10 protein-coding genes and 1 pseudogene are annotated in these 16,398 nt (G+C 71.5%); 5 read left to right on the top strand and 6 right to left on the bottom strand.

Translation table 11 applies throughout. From position 1 onward, the window contains the following. Positions 1 to 14: 14 nt before the first annotated feature. A complete protein-coding gene (locus JK364_RS28440) occupies positions 15 to 2,174 on the bottom strand; it encodes an ATP-binding SpoIIE family protein phosphatase (RefSeq protein WP_201854166.1) in 2,160 nt (719 codons plus the stop codon). 120 nt (positions 2,175 to 2,294) lie between these two features. Here JK364_RS28440 and aspS point away from each other — a divergent pair, with 120 nt between their 5' ends. Continuing rightward, positions 2,295 to 4,094, top strand: a complete 1,800-nt coding sequence (gene aspS / locus JK364_RS28435; protein WP_201854229.1) for an aspartate--tRNA ligase — start codon at positions 2,295 to 2,297, stop codon at positions 4,092 to 4,094. A 193-nt stretch (positions 4,095 to 4,287) separates the two neighbouring features. After that, positions 4,288 to 5,241 (top strand): intradiol ring-cleavage dioxygenase, encoded by a 954-nt coding sequence (locus tag JK364_RS28430; protein ID WP_201854165.1) that lies wholly within the window; start codon positions 4,288 to 4,290, stop codon positions 5,239 to 5,241. 61 nt (positions 5,242 to 5,302) lie between these two features. On the opposite strand, the gene JK364_RS28425 is transcribed toward JK364_RS28430, so the two are convergent. From JK364_RS28425 to JK364_RS28415, 3 genes are all read right to left on the bottom strand, one after another. Next, the gene (locus tag JK364_RS28425; RefSeq protein ID WP_201854164.1) at positions 5,303 to 5,698 is read right to left on the bottom strand and encodes a DNA-binding response regulator; all 396 of its coding nucleotides are present in this window, start codon (positions 5,696 to 5,698) and stop codon (positions 5,303 to 5,305) included. Positions 5,699 to 5,804: 106 nt separating this feature from the next. Continuing rightward, complete coding sequence (gene metG, locus JK364_RS28420; protein WP_201854163.1) at positions 5,805 to 7,538, bottom strand: methionine--tRNA ligase; 1,734 nt, start codon at positions 7,536 to 7,538, stop codon at positions 5,805 to 5,807. A gap of 161 nt (positions 7,539 to 7,699) precedes the next feature. Then, positions 7,700 to 9,790, bottom strand: coding sequence for a VWA domain-containing protein (locus tag JK364_RS28415; protein WP_201854162.1), 2,091 nt, complete (start codon positions 9,788 to 9,790; stop codon positions 7,700 to 7,702). Positions 9,791 to 10,061: 271 nt separating this feature from the next. Here JK364_RS28415 and JK364_RS28410 point away from each other — a divergent pair, with 271 nt between their 5' ends. After that, a complete protein-coding gene (locus JK364_RS28410; protein WP_201854161.1) occupies positions 10,062 to 12,149 on the top strand; it encodes a PhoX family protein in 2,088 nt (695 codons plus the stop codon). Here the strand turns inward: JK364_RS28410 and ligD are convergent. Further along, positions 12,109 to 12,486 (bottom strand): annotated as a pseudogene (gene ligD, locus JK364_RS58140) (non-homologous end-joining DNA ligase LigD); the annotation flags it as partial. The gene JK364_RS28410 and the pseudogene ligD sit on opposite strands and share 41 nt — an antisense overlap. A 178-nt stretch (positions 12,487 to 12,664) precedes the next feature. Between ligD and JK364_RS28405 the strand changes: the two are divergent. Then, positions 12,665 to 13,702, top strand: a complete 1,038-nt coding sequence (locus JK364_RS28405) for a LysR family transcriptional regulator (RefSeq protein ID WP_201854228.1) — start codon at positions 12,665 to 12,667, stop codon at positions 13,700 to 13,702. Between the two features lie 123 nt (positions 13,703 to 13,825). Here JK364_RS28405 and JK364_RS28400 read toward each other — a convergent pair whose 3' ends face one another. Further along, positions 13,826 to 14,914 carry an endonuclease/exonuclease/phosphatase family protein gene (locus tag JK364_RS28400; RefSeq protein WP_307841405.1) on the bottom strand — a complete coding sequence of 363 codons (1,089 nt, stop codon included), beginning with the start codon at positions 14,912 to 14,914 and terminating at the stop codon, positions 13,826 to 13,828. Positions 14,915 to 15,071: 157 nt separating this feature from the next. Between JK364_RS28400 and JK364_RS28395 the strand changes: the two genes are divergently transcribed. Next, complete coding sequence (locus tag JK364_RS28395; RefSeq protein WP_201854159.1) at positions 15,072 to 16,310, top strand: alginate lyase family protein; 1,239 nt, start codon at positions 15,072 to 15,074, stop codon at positions 16,308 to 16,310. Positions 16,311 to 16,398 lie beyond the last annotated feature (88 nt).

Here is a 16,398-nt window from a genome sequence, read left to right as displayed (position 1 = left end):
CCGCCGGACACCCCCTAGGCCCCGTCGGGCGGGGGCGAGGCCGCGTCCTCCGGCGCGGCCTCGTACAGCTCGTACCAGATGCACTTGCCGTCGCCGCGCGGATCCACCCCCCAGTTGTCCGCCAGCAGCTCCATCAGCAGCAGCCCGCGCCCGGAGGAGGCCAGCTCGCCCGGACGGCGGCGGTGCGGCAGCTCGTCGCTGCTGTCGGCGACGTCCAGCCGCAGCCGCCGGGCCCCGTGCCGCCCGCTGACCTCGGCCACCAGCAGGGCGTCCCCGTCGGTGTGCACCAGCACGTTGGTGACCATCTCGGAGAGCATCAGCACCGCCGACTCCACCTGGTCCGGGTCCGCCCAGTCGTGCAGCATGTCGCGCAGCTGCTGCCGGGCGTCCGCTATCCGCTCCGACTCGGCCTGCGCGACCGTGACCGCCGTACGCCGCACCGGCGCCGAACCGGGCCCGACCAGGCACACCTCCGCCTCCCGGCGGATCAGCAGCAGCGCTATGTCGTCCTCGCGCCGGTCCGCGAGCGGACCGGTGGTGTGGTGGGAGGGCGGCCCGTGCACCGCCTGCACCAGGGAGTCGGCGAGGGCCTCGAGGTCGTCCGGGTCGAGCCCGCCGGATCCGGCGCTGGGGGCGGCGGGCCGCTCGAAGACCTCCCGGATCCGGTCCCAGCCGGTCTCCAGATCGTGCCCGCCGGTCTCGATCAGCCCGTCGGTGCACATCAGCAGCGTCTCGCCGGGCTCCAGCACCACCCGGGTGGTCGGATAGTCGGTGTCCGGGTCGATGCCCAGCGGCAGCCCGCCCGCCGTGGGCCGGAGCATCATCGTGCCGTCGGCCAGCCGGACCGCCGGGTCGGGATGGCCCGCGCGGGCGATGTCCAGGGTGCCCGCCACCGGGTCCACCTCCATGTAGAGGCAGGTCGCGAACCTCGGGTCGTAGCGGCCGTCCGGGCCCTCGGGCTCGGCGAGACCGGCCAGGAAGCGGGAGGCGCGGGAGAGCACCGCGTCGGGGTGGTGGCCCTCGGAGGCGTACGCCCGGACCGCGATCCTCAGCTGCCCCATGATCCCCGCGGCGCGCACATCGTGGCCCTGCACATCGCCGATCACCAGCGCCGTGCGCCCCGAGGGCAGCCCGATCACGTCGTACCAGTCGCCGCCGACCTGGAGCCCGCCGCCGGTCGGCACATAGCGCGCGGCCACCGTCAGCCCCGGGATATCGGGCTTGCTGGCGGGCAGCATCGAGCGCTGGAGCCCGTCCGCCAGCTCCCGCTCGGTCTCCTGGAGCGCGGTGCGGGACAGCGCCTGGGCCAGCATCCGGGCGATCGTGGTCAGCACCGAGCGCTCGTCGGGCGAGAACGACACCGGATGGGCGAATCCGGCCATCCACGCGCCGATGGTGCGGCCCGCGACGATCAGCGGCAGAAACGCCCATGATCGGCGCTTGCGGGGCCGGCCCGGCGACCACGCGGCCGGAAACCGGCCGCGGTACTCCTCCGGTGTGGGCAGATAGACCGCCCGGCCGGTGCGCACCACCTCGGCCGCCGGATGGTCGGTACTCAGCGCGATGTCGTGCAGGGGACGGTCGGCGCCCGCCCGCGGCCCGTGGTGGCCGATCACCGAGATCCGCTCGCCCTCGACGCCGAAGACCGCGAGCCCGTCCGGGGAGAAGCCCGGCATTGACAGCCCCGCCGCCACCCGCAGCACCTCGGCGGTGGACATCGCCTCCGCCAGCGCCCGCCCCGCGTCCAGCAGGAACGCCTCGCGGTTGCGGCGCCAGTCGCCGGTGATCGGCGGGCCGCCGGCCGCGGTGCCCGGCAGCGGGTCGGGGACCTCCTGGAGGGTGCCGAGCAGGTAGTAGCCGTCGTCGCTGCCGCCCCGCGCTATCGGCCGGGAGCGGGTGCGCACGGTCCGCAGTACGGTGCCCTTCTCGTCCACGATGCGCAGCCGGGCCTCGGCCAGGGTGCCCTCGGCCACCGCGAGCTGGACTATCGCCTTGACCTCCAGCCAGTCCGCGGGGTGGAAGCAGGCGCGGGCGGCGGCCTCGGGGAGGGTGACGGCCTCGGCGGGAAGGCCCACCAGCCGGGCGGCCTCCGCGTCATAGGTGACGGCGCCCGAGACACTGTCCCAGCGCCATAGGCCGGTCGCTATGGCGGCCAGCAGGTCCTCGGTGCGCATTGCACTACCTTATGGGGATTTGCCAATGGCTTACCAGTGAGGGTCGCGGCGCCGGTAGGCTTGGCCGGAAGCTTCCCGAGGGTTACGTACGCCTCCCGCTCGACACGACTTGGATGAATGATGCATCGGTACCGGTCCCACACGTGTGGTCAGCTCCGCGCCGCTGACGTCGGCACCGACGTCCGGCTCTCCGGATGGCTCCACAATCGACGGAACCTGGGCGGCATCCTCTTCATCGATCTCCGCGACCACTATGGCCTGGTCCAGCTGGTGGTGCGACCCGACACCCCCGCCAACGAGGCCCTGAGCTCGATCAGCAAGGAGACCGTCGTCCGCGTGGACGGCCGGGTCATCGAGCGCGGCGCGGACAACGTCAACCCCGAGCTGCCGACCGGCGAGATCGAGGTCGAGGTCACCGACGTCGAGGTGCTCGGCGCCGCCGACCCGCTGCCCTTCACCGTCTTCCCCGAGGACGGGGTCGGCGAGGAGCGGCGGCTGGAGTACCGCTTCCTGGACCTGCGCCGCGAGCGTATGCACCGCAACATCCTGCTGCGCTCCGCCGTCATCTCCGCCATCCGGCAGAAGATGACCGCGCAGGGGTTCAACGAGCTGGCGACCCCGATCCTGTCCGCCACCTCCCCCGAGGGCGCCCGGGACTTCCTGGTCCCCTCCCGGCTGCACGCGGGCAAGTTCTACGCGCTGCCGCAGGCCCCGCAGCAGTTCAAGCAGCTGCTGATGATCGCGGGCTTCGACCGCTACTTCCAGATCGCGCCCTGCTTCCGCGACGAGGACGCCCGCGCCGACCGCTCGCCGGGCGAGTTCTACCAGCTCGACGTCGAGATGAGCTTCGTCGAGCAGGAGGACGTCTTCGGCGTCATCGAGAAGGTCATGACCGAGCTCTTCGAGGAGTTCGGCGGCGGCCGCCATGTGACCTCGCCCTTCCTCCGGATCCCGTTCCGCGAGGCCATGCTCAAGTACGGCTCGGACAAGCCGGATCTGCGGGCCCGGCTGGAGCTGCGGGACGTCAGCCACATCTTCGAGGGCTCCGGCTTCAAGGCGTTCGCGGACAAGCACGTGCGCGCGCTGGCCGTGCCGGACACCGCCGAGCAGCCCCGGAAGTTCTTCGACCAGCTCGGTGAGTTCGCCGTCGAGCAGGGCGCCAAGGGGCTGGCCTGGGTCCGGATCGGCGAGGACTCCAAGCTGACCGGCCCGATCGCGAAGTTCCTCACCGACGAGGACGTCGAGAAGCTGATCGCCGAGGTCGAGGGCAAGCCCGGCACGTCGATCTTCTTCGGCGCGGGCGACTTCGACGAGGTCTCCAAGATCATGGGCGCGGTGCGGGTCGAGACCGCCAAGCGGGCCGGCCACTTCGACGAGAACGTCTTCCGCTTCTGCTGGATCGTGGACTTCCCGATGTTCGAGCGGAACGAGGACACCGGGCAGATCGAGTTCTCCCACAACCCCTTCTCCATGCCGCAGGGCGGTCTGGAGGCGCTCCGGACGAAGGACCCGCTCGACATCCTGGCCTGGCAGTACGACATCGTCTGCAACGGTGTGGAGCTGTCCTCCGGTGCCATCCGGAACCACGAGCCGGACGTCATGTACGAGGCGTTCGAGATCGCGGGCTACTCCCGGGAAGAGGTCGAGCGCGAATTCGGCGGCATGCTGCGCGCGTTCCACTTCGGCGCCCCGCCGCACGGCGGTATCGCCCCCGGCGTCGACCGCATCGTGATGTTGCTGGCCGATGAGCCCAACATCCGCGAGACCATTGCCTTCCCGCTCAACGGCAACGCCCAGGACCTGCTGATGGGCGCGCCCAGCGAGGTGGACGACACCCGGCTGCGCGAGCTGCATCTGTCGCTGCGGAAGCCGCCGCAGGTCAAGCAGGCCGAGAAGGCGGGCGAGAAGGCGGCCGAGTAGGCGGCCGAGCAGACCGAGAAGCCCGCCGAGTAGGCGGGTCGGCCGGACGGGATTCACCGGGCGGGGGCGTGCCGAACGGCGCGCCCCCGCCCTGCGTATGAGTGGCCGTGGGTGGCCGGATGCCGCGCTTCGCACAGCCATTCACAGCCCGCACCCATGGGGCTGCCAGGTTGCCTCCCTACTGTCCCGGCCCATGACCGAACAGCAGAGCAGCAACGGCCTCGAGCCGCGGCCCCAGCCGGACATGACGAGGCGACGGGTCGTGGTGGCGGGCGGCGCGGCGGTCGCGGCGGCGGGCCTGGGAGCGGCCGTCGCCACCACCGCCTCGGCGGGCGAGACCTCCGCGTCTCCCTCCTCCGCCACCCCCTCGGCCTCCGTGTCCTCCCCGTCCTCCCCGTCCGGCGAGGTCTGTTACCGGCTCACCTCGGAGACCACCGAGGGGCCGTACTACATCGACGCTGACAAGATCAGAAAGGACATCACCGAGGGCAAGGAGGGCATTCCGATGACCCTCCGCCTCAAAGTGATCGACTCCGACAGCTGCAAACCCATGGCGAAGGCGGCCGTCGACATCTGGCACTGCGACGCACTGGGCCTCTACTCGGGTTACGAGAGCTCCAGCAGCGGTGGCGGCGGCACCCCGCCCACCGGGACTCCGCCGACCGGGACCCCGCCCACCGACGCCCCGACGGGCGCGCCGACCGGTGCCCCGCCCGGTGGCGGCCACCAGGAGCCGACCGACGACAAGCGGTATCTGCGCGGCACCCAGCTGACCGACCGGCATGGCTTCGTCGAGTTCACCACGGTCTTCCCCGGCTGGTACCGGGGCCGCTGTGTACACATCCACACCAAGGTGCACATCGGCGGCAAGCTCACGGACGACGGCTACGAGGGCGGTCACACCTGCCACACCGGTCAGCTCTTCTTCGCCGAGGAGGCGGTGCTCGACTCGGCCAAGGTGGCCCCGTACAACACCAGCACCACCGAGCGCACCACCCTCGACGAGGACGGGATCTACCCCGGCAACGGCGCACAGGGCGGGCTGCTGCACCTGAAGTACCGCAAGGGAAAGATCGAGAAGGGTGTCGTCGGCAGCCTCACCCTGGGGGTCGGCCCCGACGCGACCCACGACGGCACGGACCTCTGAAGTCCTGGGGCCGTCCGAGCCCTGGGTTCGTCCGGGCCTTGGGGCCGTCTGAGCCCTGGGGTCACAGTCTCCGGTCCACGCCGCACGGTGTGCCCCGGTCCGCTCGGGCGGCCCGGTGCACGGCGCGCAGCAGCCGCTTCGGCGTGGTCCGGTGCTGCCATAAGACGGCTTGGACGCCGTACTCCATCACCGCCATCAGCTCCGTCTCCCGGAGCTCACCCGCGATCAGCACCACCCGCTGCCGGCCGCCCCGCACCAGACGGCGCAGCTCCGCCCCGGCGCGGTCGTCGAGGCGCTCGGCGAGCATGACGGCGACGGCGCCGCGGGGTTCGTCGCCGAGCGGGCATGGCCGGTCGACCAGCTCGACGCTGGGCTGATGCTGCAGATGACGCACGACCCCGGCCCGGCTGAGCGGGTCGGGGCCGTGGACCGTCACCGTGACACGCGCGTCCGGCACTGTGTTCCTCGATTTCCCGGTGGCTATGGACTCCACAGGGTCATCGAGGGGGCTAAACGAACGGTTGCCGCGCGATCAACACGTGCGTGAGGGGGCGCATGAGCCGCTATGCCGCGCCGTTGCCGTTCTGCTCGTCGCCGCCGAAGCGCTGCCGGAAGGAGTCCAGGTCCTCCTCGGTGATCTTCGCGAAGAGCACCGGGGGAACCGTGAAGGCCGTGCCCGCCGGGACCGACGCCAGCGTCTTCGCCTCCTCCTGGCCGACCCAGGCCGCGGTGTCCTCGCCCAGCGCGAACGCCGACCGCATGGCCCGCGCCGAGGCCGGGATGAACGGCTCGGAGACGATCGCGTAGAGGTGGATGAGGTTCATCGCCGTACGGAGGGTGAGGGCCGCGGCCTCCTGGTCGGTCTTGATCTCCAGCCAGGGGGCCTTCTCCTCCAGGTAGGAGTTGCCCGCGCTCCACAGGGCGCGCAGCGCCGCCGCGGCCTTGCGGAACTGGAGCGCGTCCATGTGCTCCTCGTACTCCGCCAGCAGCCGCGCGATCTCCTCGCCCAGGCGCTCCTCCGCCTCCCCGGCGGCCTTTCCGGCCGGGACCTCGTCGCCGAACCGCTTGCGGGAGAAGGACAGCACGCGGTTGACGAAGTTGCCGAGGGTGTCGGCGAGGTCCTTGTTGACGGTGGCGGTGAAGTGCTCCCAGGTGAAGGAGGTGTCGTCGGACTCCGGGGCGTTCGCCATCAGGAAGTAGCGCCAGTAGTCGGCGGGCAGCACCTCGAGCGCGGCGTCGGTGAACACCCCGCGCTTGGCGGAGGTGGAGAACTTCCCGCCGTAGTACGTCAGCCAGTTGAACGCCTTGACGTAGTCGACCTTCTTCCAGGCGTCCCGGGTGCCGAGGAGGGTGGCCGGGAACATCACCGTGTGGAACGGGACGTTGTCCTTGGCCATGAACTCCGTGTAACGGACCGTCCGGTCCACGTCGTACCACCACGACTTCCAGTCGCGGTTCGCCGGGTCCAGGTCGGCCCACTCCTTCGTGGCTCCGATGTACTCGATCGGCGCGTCGAACCAGACGTAGAAGACCTTGCCCTCGGCCGCCAGGTCCGGCCAGGTGTCGGCCGGCACGGGCACGCCCCAGTCCAGGTCACGGGTGATCGCCCGGTCCTGGAGCCCCTCGGTCAGCCACTTGCGGGCGATCGAGGAGGCCAGCGTCGGCCAGTCCTTGCCGTGCTCGTCGACCCAGGCGGCGACCTCGCCCGCCAGCTTGGACTGGAGGAGGAAGAGGTGCTTGGTCTCCCGGACCTCCAGATCGCTGCTGCCGCTGATCGCGGAGCGGGCGTCGATCAGATCGGTCGGGTCGAGCACCCGGGTGCAGTTCTCGCACTGGTCGCCGCGGGCCCGGTCGTAGCCGCAGTGCGGGCAGGTGCCCTCGATGTAGCGGTCGGGGAGGAAGCGGCCGTCGGCGTTGGAGTACACCTGGCGGATCGAGCGCTCCTCGATGAAGCCGTTTGCCTTGAGCTCCCGTGCGATCGTCTGGGTGATCTGCACGTTCTGCGCGGAGGAGCTGCGGCCGAAGTAGTCGAAGGCGAGGCCGAAGCCGTCGTAGATCGCCTTCTGCGCCTCATGCTGCTGGGCGCAGAACTCGTCGACCGGCAGCCCGGCCTCCTTGGCGGCCAGCTCGGCGGGGGTGCCGTGCTCGTCGGTGGCGCAGATGTAGAGGACGTCATGGCCGCGCTGGCGCATATAGCGGGAGTAGACGTCGGCCGGGAGCATGGACCCCACCATGTTGCCCAGGTGCTTGATCCCGTTGATGTAGGGAAGGGCGCTGGTGATGAGGTGTCGAGCCATTGCAGGCTGCTCCCGAGTCGATACGGTAGGTGACAATTCGCTCTGCTGAGCCGCCCATATCGTATCCGAGTGACGGGGGCCACCCGCGCGGCGTTTTCTCCGCGGCGGATGGCCCCCGTGTTGTGCCGGGTCGGGTGCGGTCGCTGGTCTGCGGTCGCTGGTCAGCCCTGCGCGCGGGCGGCCAGCCAGCCCGGGAACTTCTTCAGCAGCTCCCGGTACAGGTCGGCGTCGGCGACCGTACGGGGGTCGAGCCCGGCGTGGAAGAAGCCGGTGTTGTCGACCGCCCGCTTCTCCGGGACGGCGAGGGCGGGCGCGGTGTCCAGCTTCCGCAGGAAGTCGAACCCCTTCGCCTCCGGGTCCCCGAACGCCAGGAACTGCCAGAACAGCGGCAGCCCCGCCGCCCCGCACAGCGCCTTCTCGGCGGCGGTCTTGGTGGTGGGCGCGCCGTCCGTCTGGAAGATCACGAACGCGGGGTCGGTGCTGCCGGACGCCTTGTAGTGCTCGATGACGGCGTTGACGGCGGTGTGGTAGTTCGTCCGCCCCATATGCCCGAGCGAGCCGTGCAGCTCCTCGATGCGGCCGGTGTGCTGGTCCAGCTCGAGGTCGGCGGTGCCGTCGATGTCGGTGGAGAAGAACACGACGGGCACGGTGCCGCCAGTGTCGAGCTGTGCGGACAGGGCGAGCGCCTGCTCGGCGAGGTGCTGAACAGTGCCGTCCTTGAAGTACCCCCGCATCGACCCGGACCGGTCCAGCACGAGGTAGACGACGGCGCGCTGCCCACCCAGCCCACTCTCCTGAACGGCCTCCCCGGCCGCGCCGTACGCCCCGACCAGCCCAGGCGCCCGCGACGTGAGGTCGGCGAGGGAGATGGCGGCGGCGGGCGCGTCGGCCTTGGCCGCGGTCGTGGGTGCTTCCGCCTTGGCCGCGGTGGCGGCGGCAGCCGCGGCCACCACGGGCTCGGCCTTGGCCTTGGCCTCGGGCTCAGGGTCGGCCGCGGGCTCGGGGGCGCTCGCGGCTGCGGGTGTGGCCTCCGCCGGGGACTCCGGTTCGGCTTCCGTCTTGGATTCGGCCTCTGCCTCCGCCTTGGCGGACTTGTCGTCGCTCTTGGCTGCGGGCGCGGCCTCGTCGGCAGTCTCTGCCGCTGCCTCGGCGTCGGCACTCGCGTTCGCCACCGGGGCCGACGCGGCGTCGTCGTCAGCCTCTGCGGCTGCCTCAGCCTTGGGCTCGGCCTTGGCCGTGGGCTCGGGCGCCGCAGCGGGCTTCGGCGCGGCGTCCTCCGCAACCTCGGCCTTGGCCGTGGTGTCGGCTTCCGCCACTGGCGCCGTGGCCTCGACCTTGACCTCGGGGGCGCTCGCGGCTGCGGGCTCGGCCTCCGCCTTGGCGGGCTCGTCGCCAGCCTCTGTGGCTGCCTCATCTTCGGGCTCGGCCTTGGCCGTGGGCTCCGGCGCGGGGTCCTCCGCAACCTCGGCCTGGGGCGTGGTGCCGGCCTTTGCCGGAGACGCGTTGGCGGCTTCCGCCACCGGCTCGGCGACCTCCGGGGCGGGGTCGGTTGCGGTTTCGGGCTCAGGCTCGGCCGCAGCCTTCGCTGCGGCGGGCTTGTCGTCGGCCTTGGGCTCGGCGTCGGCACTAGCCTCCGCCGCCGGTTCGACGTCGGCTGCGGGGGTCGTGGCGTCGTCATCGGCTGCGGGCGTGGGCTGGGCGTCAGCGTCAGCGCCGGCGCCGGCGTCGGACGCGGCCGTGGCCTTCGCCTTGGTGGCGGGCGCTTCCTTCTCGTCGGTCGCTGCCGCTGCCTCAACCGGCGTCTCTTCGCCCGACGTTGACGAGTCCTCGTGCGCGGGGGACTTCAGGATCTCGTCGAGGGACTTCAGTGGGGCGGACAGGGCCGGGTCGTGCCCGGATTCGTCGTTCCGGGAGTCCGGGGAGTCCGAGGAGTCCGAGGAGCCCGGGGCCGAGGCCTTGGTGTCCGTGTCCGTGTCCGTGTCCGCGTCCGCGTCCGCGGTCGGCTCGGGCTCCGGCTCAGCCTTCGGCTCAGGCGCAGGCTCGGGCTCGGGCTTGGCGTCCGACTCGGCCTTCCGCTCGGCCTTCTGGTCCACCGTCGGCTCCGCCGACTTGCGCTCCGCCGACTCTGCCGACTCTGCCGACTCCGGCTGGGGGTCCGGGACAACCGCCGCCTCCGGCGCAGCAGAAGTATCGTCCACCCCCGTGGTTCGGGAGCGGCCGAAAACTTTGCGCAGTAGGTCCCGTATGCCCATGGGAGATACCTCTCACGTGTCGAGTGCGGTGCATGGCGGTGCATGTCCGTGGTGCCGAAAGGCTAGCGGGCCATTCGGCGGCCCTCTTCCGCCGATTCCGCTCGCGCTTCGTTCACCTCTGGTTCAGGCGTTCGTCGCCACCATGCGGTTCTACGCCCATAGCTTCGCCGCCAAAGGATCCCGACGTCATGTCGGCCCGGACCGCGTCGGAGTGCTGCCCATGGGGGACCCGGCGAAGCCCATACGTGAACACCCTTACGGAGGGGAAGACGTGCGCAACCTCCTGCCGCTCATCAGCTCACACCCGGGCGGCCGTTCCGCGCTGACGTGCCGGTACCGCTGTGGCGACGCCTGCCTTCACGAGACGCCGAACACCAGCGACAACGCCTATGTGGGCGATGTCATCGCCGGTGCCGCCTCGCGTCGTGCCCTGCTGCGGGCCGGTGCCGTGGTGACCGTGGCGGCCGCGACCGGTGCGGTGGCGGTGGAGCGGGCGCCGGGGGCGTCCGCCGCGACGGGCGGTGCCGCCACGGAGCACAAGGCCGCCGCGCAGAGCGCCGCGAAGGGCAAGGCCGCCCGCGGCCTCCGCTTCGCGCCGGTCGCCCCCAACACCGAGGACGCCGTGGTCGTCGCCGACGGCCACGACCAGAACGTGGTGATCCGCTGGGGCGACCCGATCCTGCGCGGCGCGCCCGCGTTCGACCCGGACCGGCAGAGCGCCAAGGCCCAGGCGGGCCAGTTCGGTTACAACAACGACTACATGGCGGTCCTGGACGTCCCCGGCGAGCGCGACCAGCAGCTGCTCGTGGTCAACCATGAGTACACCGACGAGGTGCTGATGTTCGCCGGGTACGACCCGGCGAACCCCACCCGCGAGCAGGCCGAGATCGGCTGGGCCGCGCACGGCCTGTCCGTGGTCGTGACGGCCGAGGAGCGCGGTCTTGGCCGGCTCACCGCGCTGTCCCGCCACCGCCTCAACCGCCGTATCACCGCGACCACTCCGTTCGAGGTCACCGGCCCGGCGGCGGGCAGCGAGCTGCTGCGCACCGCCGCCGACCCGACCGGCAAGCGGATCCTCGGCACGCTGAACAACTGCGGCGGCGGCATCACGCCGTGGGGCACGGTGCTCTCCGGCGAGGAGAACTTCAACCAGTACTTCGCCAACGGCGGCTCGGTCACCGACCCGGCCACCGCGGCCCGCCTCAAGCGCTACGGCATCGCCGGCGCCGCCTCCGAGCGCAAGTGGGAACGGTTCGACGACCGTTTCGACGTGGCCAAGGAGCCGAACGAGACCAACCGCTTCGGCTGGGTGATCGAGATCGACCCGTTCGACCCCGAGTCCACCCCGCGCAAGCTCACCGCGCTGGGCCGCTTCAAGCACGAGGCCGCCGAGCCCCGGCTGACCAGCGACGGCCGTCCGGTCCTCTACATGGGCGACGACGAGAAGTTCGACTACTTCTACAAGTTCGTCTCCGCCAAGCGGATGATGAAGGGCAACAGCCGCATCGCCCGCGAGCACAACCGCACGCTGCTGGACGAGGGCACGCTGTACGTCGCCAAGTTCACCGGTGACAGCCCGTCCGCCGAGATAGACGGCTCCGGAAAGCTGCCCAAGGACGGCGAGTTCGACGGCGCCGGTGAGTGGATCCCGCTGGCCTGCGGCGACCGCTCCTTCGTGGAGGGCATGACCGCCGAGGAGGTGTACGTCTTCACGCGTCTCGCCGCCGACAAGGCGGGCGCGACGAAGATGGACCGCCCCGAGGACGTCGAGCCGAGCCCGCGCACCGGCCGGGTCTACATCGCGCTGACCAACAACAGCGACCGCGGCAAGGACGGCAAGGCCCCCGCCGACGAGGCGAACCCGCGCAACAGCAACAAGCACGGCCAGATCCTGGAGCTGACCGAGCGCTGGAACAACGCGGGCTCCACCCGCTTCAACTGGCGGCTGTTCCTGGTCTGCGGCGACCCCGAGGACCCGAGCACCTACTTCGGCGGCTTCCCCAAGGACCAGGTCAGCCCGATCTCCTGCCCGGACAACATCACCTTCGACGCGTACGGCAACCTGTGGATCTCCACGGACGGCAACGCGCTCGGCAACCACGACGGGCTGTTCGGCGTGGCCACGGCGGGCAGCCGCCGCGGTGAGGTCAAGCAGTTCCTGACCGTGCCGAACGGCGCCGAGACCTGCGGCCCGATCGTGCAGGACCGGCGGGTGCTGGTGGCCGTGCAGCACCCGGGCGAGATCGACGGCGCGAGCGTGGAGAAGCCCGCGTCCACCTGGCCCGACGGCCCGGGCAAGCTGACCCGGCCGTCCGTGATCAGCGTCTGGCGGCGCGACGGCGACGACATCGGCGCCTGAGACGCCTGAGACATCTGAGACATCTGAGGCGCCTGAGGCGCCTGAGGCGTCTGACCCCGGCGGTCAGCCCTCGCCCTCCGCGAGCCGCTTCAGCCGCTCGCGGGGGCCGCGCAGCGAACGGCCCCTGGTGTCCGTACGGACACCAGGGGCCGTTCGCGTGCCGCTCGCCGCCCTCCTTGGGGAGCACGGCGCGGCGCACCCGGTCCGGAAAGCAGCCGGGTGCGTTCTTCCGCATCAGCGGCTTGCCGCCGATTCCGTCCGGATGGCGTTCCACCATCAAAGGGCGGCCGCGCAACCGCGGAATGGGGCGCCGGGAGACCGAGCGGTAGTACTCGACGAGGTCCCGCTTCGAAGTCGGGTAACCACATGGATCGCTGACTAAACTCTGGAGTCAGGAAAACGGGAGAAGTTGAAAAGCGGGGGAAATCATGGTGAGACCAGGTTCGCTCGGCCCGCCGACGACGGATCGGCGCGGCCGCTGGGCGCAGAGCCCGCTCGCGCTGATGGACACCACGATGGACCAGTTGCGCACCCTGATCATGGTCCATGAGGCCGGTACGGCGCTGGGTGCGGCACGGATTCTGGGCCGCGAACAGTCCAGTGTGCAAAAGCAGATCGACACCATGAACCGGAACTTTCGCGAGCTTTGCGGCGAACCCCTCATACTCAAGCAGGGGCGGGGCAAGGACGTGCTGTTCACCGGCACCGGAGAAGCCCTGGTCGAATTGGCGCGCGGAACTCTCGGGGACTGGCTGGACGGCATCCATGAGTCACGGCGCCGCCTGGGAAAAACGCTGATGGTGGGCACCACCCGATTTACCCTCAGCTATCTGGCGGGTGCCGGGGAGCGGGTGACCGAGGACTTCCGGCAGCGCGGTATCGAGCTCAAGGTCGGCCATGTGCGCACCCGGGACGTGCTGGCCAAGCTGCGCGCCAAGGACGTGGACCTGGTGTGCGGCTCCGTGGTGACCCGGCCCGAGGGCGACGATGAGCTCGCCGCCTTCGATGTGATGGAGTGGCGGCGCAGCGGGGTCTCGCTGCTGACCAATCTCTCCGAGGCCGAGCTGCCCGGCCCCACCGCCCCGACCAGTGCGCTGCGCACCCTGCCGCTGGTGGTCTCGGCGAGTGGGCTGATGGCCGGGGTGCTGCACACCTGGTTCGGCGGCGACTACCGCGGCAAGCTGCGCATCGCCGCCGAGATCGACACCGTCAACTACGGCTTCGAGCTGCTGCGCTCCGGGCTGCTGCGCGGCTGCATGCTGGTCACCAAGGGGGTCGCGGACGCGGCGGGCGATCCCAGGGTGGTGTACGGACGCGGGCTGCGCGCCGTCGAGCTGGTCAATGACACCGGGCCCCGGCTGGAGGTGCTGCTGGGGGCGTTCACCCGCCGTGGGGAGCGCGCGTCCTATGACCCGGCCCATCCGCTCAATCTGCTCTGGGACGCGCTCGCGCAGGAGAACGCGCGCTGGCAGCGGGAGCAGCGCTGGCCGACGGCGGGTCTGGAGCCCGATCCGTTCGAGCTGGCCAACTCCTACGACCCGAGCGAGAGCTGAGACCCCGGCCGGCTCTCGGGCCCCGGCCGGCTCTCGGGCCCCGGCCGGCTCTCGGGCCCCGGCCGACTCTCGAGCCCCGGTCGGCCCTCGAGCCCCGGTCGGACCTCGAGCCCCGGTCGGCCCTCAGCCCTGTGGCCCGTACAGGTCCAGCTCCACCAGCAGCGCCCGGTGGTCGGTGTGCGGCAGATCCAGGAAGCGGGCCGTGCGCGGCCGCAAGCCCCGGCTGACCAGGACGTGGTCGATCTGCGCCCCCAGGACCGGGGTCGTGGCGCTCGGCCAGCTGGGTGTGCGGGACACCCCGGTGGCCCGTGCGCTGTCCCGCAGCCCGGTGTCCAGGACGGCCCGGAAGGCGGCGTGGTCCTGGGTGGCGTTGAAGTCGCCCGCGATCAGGGTGGGTTCTTCGCCCCGCTCGTCCGCGTAGGCCCGCAGCCGCCCCAGCTCGGTGCGCCAGAGGTCCAGTTGCCCCGGCATCGGCGGCATGGGGTGGGCGACCTGCATCCGCAGCCGCTGCCCCGCGACGCGGACGACCGCGCCCGGCATCCGCAGCGTTCCGCGCACTCCCTCCGTCCGGGTCAGCGGATGGCGGCTGAGGATCGCCGAGCCCGCGGCGGCGCTGTTGCCGAGGGCGACGCTCCGGTACGGGTAGGCCCTGCGGACGGCGGCCGAGTCCAGCGCCTCGGCGCACCGCGTATCGCACTCCTGCACCGCGACCAGGTCCGGCCGCTCCCGGCGCAGCGCGTTCAGCAGCCCCTCCCTGGCCTGGCCGAACTCGAGGTTCGCGGTCATCACCCGCAGCCGGGCGAGGACCGGTCCGCGCGGTTCGGGCGGGGAGCCGCCACCGTCGTACGGCTGGATGAACCACCCGGTGGCCGCCGCTGCCGCGAGCGCCCAGCCGCACCCCATCGGCCAACGCGCGGCCGTGCTCAGCAGCAGCCCGAGCGCCGCCGGGACCAGCAGCCAGGGCAGGAAGGCCAGCAGCTGCGGTATGGGGGTGATGCCGTCGGTGTCCGCGGCCCGGCACAGCACCACCGCGCTGACCACGGCCAGGGGCGGCATCGCGCACCAGGCCGCCCACCGCCGGGCCCGTCCGCCGGGGAGCCGTAGCAGTCGGGCGACGGCGCGTAGCAGCCGGGCGACCGCACCGCGGGCGCCGCGCGGTGCCGGTGGGCGGCCGGGGCCTGCGGCTTGGTCCTCCGCGACTGTCGTCTCCACGCTGGGCCTCTCGATCGGGGCGGGGGCGCACATTCTCCTATGAACGGAAGGTCTAGACCTTGACGTGTTCATGAGCTAACTTCCCGGAACACCATAGGAGTTCATGTCGGCATCCGTTGTTCACACATACGAACTCACCGTCAGGAGAGCCGCCCCCATGCGCACCAGAGCCCTGTATCTCGCCCTCGCCACAGCGCTGGCCGCGCTGTTCGCGGGCATCCTCAGCGGCCCGGCCACGGCCGGGCAGACCCGGCGGTCCACCGCGTCCGAGGCCATCACCGAAGCGGCGCCCAAGGCCACGCCCAAGGCCGCCTTCACCCACCCCGGCGTCCTCGTCAGCCGCGCCCAGCTCGACTTCGTCCGCTCCAAGGTGAACGCCGGTGCCCAGCCCTGGAAGGGCGCGTACGACGCGATGCTGGCGAGCCCGTACGCCTCGCTGTCGCGCACCCCCAAGCCCCGCGCGGTCGTCGAATGCGGTCCGTACTCCGACCCCAACATCGGCTGCACCGATGAGCGCCAGGACGCGCTCGCCGCCTACTCGCTCTCGCTGGCCTGGTACATCACCCGCGACAGCCGCTACGCCGACAAGGCCATCCAGATCATGGACGCCTGGTCGGCCACCATCAAGGACCACACCAACAGCAACGCCCCGCTGCAGACCGGCTGGGCCGGATCCTCCTGGCCCCGGGCGGCCGAGATCATCCGCTACAGCTACGACGGCTGGTCCGCCGCCTCGATCGACCGCTTCAAGACCATGCTGCGCACCGTCTACCTGCCGAAGGTCATCGGCGGCTCGAACTCCAACGGCAACTGGGAGCTGGTGATGGTGGAGGCCGCCGCCGGCATCTCCGTCTTCCTGGACGACCGGACCAGCTACGACAAGGCGATCGCCAAGTACCGCGGCCGCGTCCCCGCGTATGTCTACCTGGAGTCCGACGGCTCCCTGCCCAAGACCGCGCCCGGCAGCGGCCTCGACACCCGCGACAAGATCATCAAGTACTGGCAGGGCCAGTCGACCTTCGTCACCGGGCTCACCCAGGAGACCTGCCGCGACTTCACCCACACCGGATACGGCATCGCCTCCATCGCGCACGTCGCCGAGACCAGCCGGATCCAGGGCCAGGACCTCTACCCCGAGGTGGGCGAGCGGCTGCGGCAGGCGCTGGGCTTCCAGTCGAAGTACGAGCTGGGCGAGGCCCCGCCGTCCTGGCTGTGCGGCGGCAGCGTCAAGCGCGGCCTCGGCCCGATCACCGAGGTCGGCTACAACGCCCTGCACAACCGGCTCGGCATCGCCATGGCCAACACCCAGAAGCTCACCGAGCAACAGCGCCCGGCGGGCACCAACAGCCTCTTCCTGGGCTGGGAGACCCTGACCCACGCGGACAACCCGTCCTGAGCCCGGCCTGACCCCGGACCCCGGGCCCCGGACCGCCCCGCGCCCCGCGCCCCGCACCCCGCGGCCCCGGGGTCCTGGGGGGCGGGCG

The sequence above is a fragment of the Streptomyces endocoffeicus genome (assembly GCF_016741935.1).
Lineage (GTDB): Bacteria > Actinomycetota > Actinomycetes > Streptomycetales > Streptomycetaceae > Streptomyces > Streptomyces endocoffeicus.
Note: the sequence above shows the minus strand (reverse complement) of the source record. Positions and strands in the feature narration are given on the sequence as shown.

What these genes read in the sequence shown, in the direction of transcription:
- JK364_RS28440 (WP_201854166.1), bottom strand. Translation starts at nt 2,174, where the DNA reads ATGCGCACCGAGGACCTGCTGGCCGCCATAGCGACCGGCCTATGGCGC.
- aspS (WP_201854229.1), top strand. Translation starts at nt 2,295, where the DNA reads ATGCATCGGTACCGGTCCCACACGTGTGGTCAGCTCCGCGCCGCTGAC.
- JK364_RS28430 (WP_201854165.1), top strand. Translation starts at nt 4,288, where the DNA reads ATGACCGAACAGCAGAGCAGCAACGGCCTCGAGCCGCGGCCCCAGCCG.
- metG (WP_201854163.1), bottom strand. Translation starts at nt 7,538, where the DNA reads ATGGCTCGACACCTCATCACCAGCGCCCTTCCCTACATCAACGGGATC.
- JK364_RS28415 (WP_201854162.1), bottom strand. Translation starts at nt 9,790, where the DNA reads ATGGGCATACGGGACCTACTGCGCAAAGTTTTCGGCCGCTCCCGAACC.
- JK364_RS28405 (WP_201854228.1), top strand. Translation starts at nt 12,665, where the DNA reads ATGGACCAGTTGCGCACCCTGATCATGGTCCATGAGGCCGGTACGGCG.
- JK364_RS28395 (WP_201854159.1), top strand. Translation starts at nt 15,072, where the DNA reads ATGCGCACCAGAGCCCTGTATCTCGCCCTCGCCACAGCGCTGGCCGCG.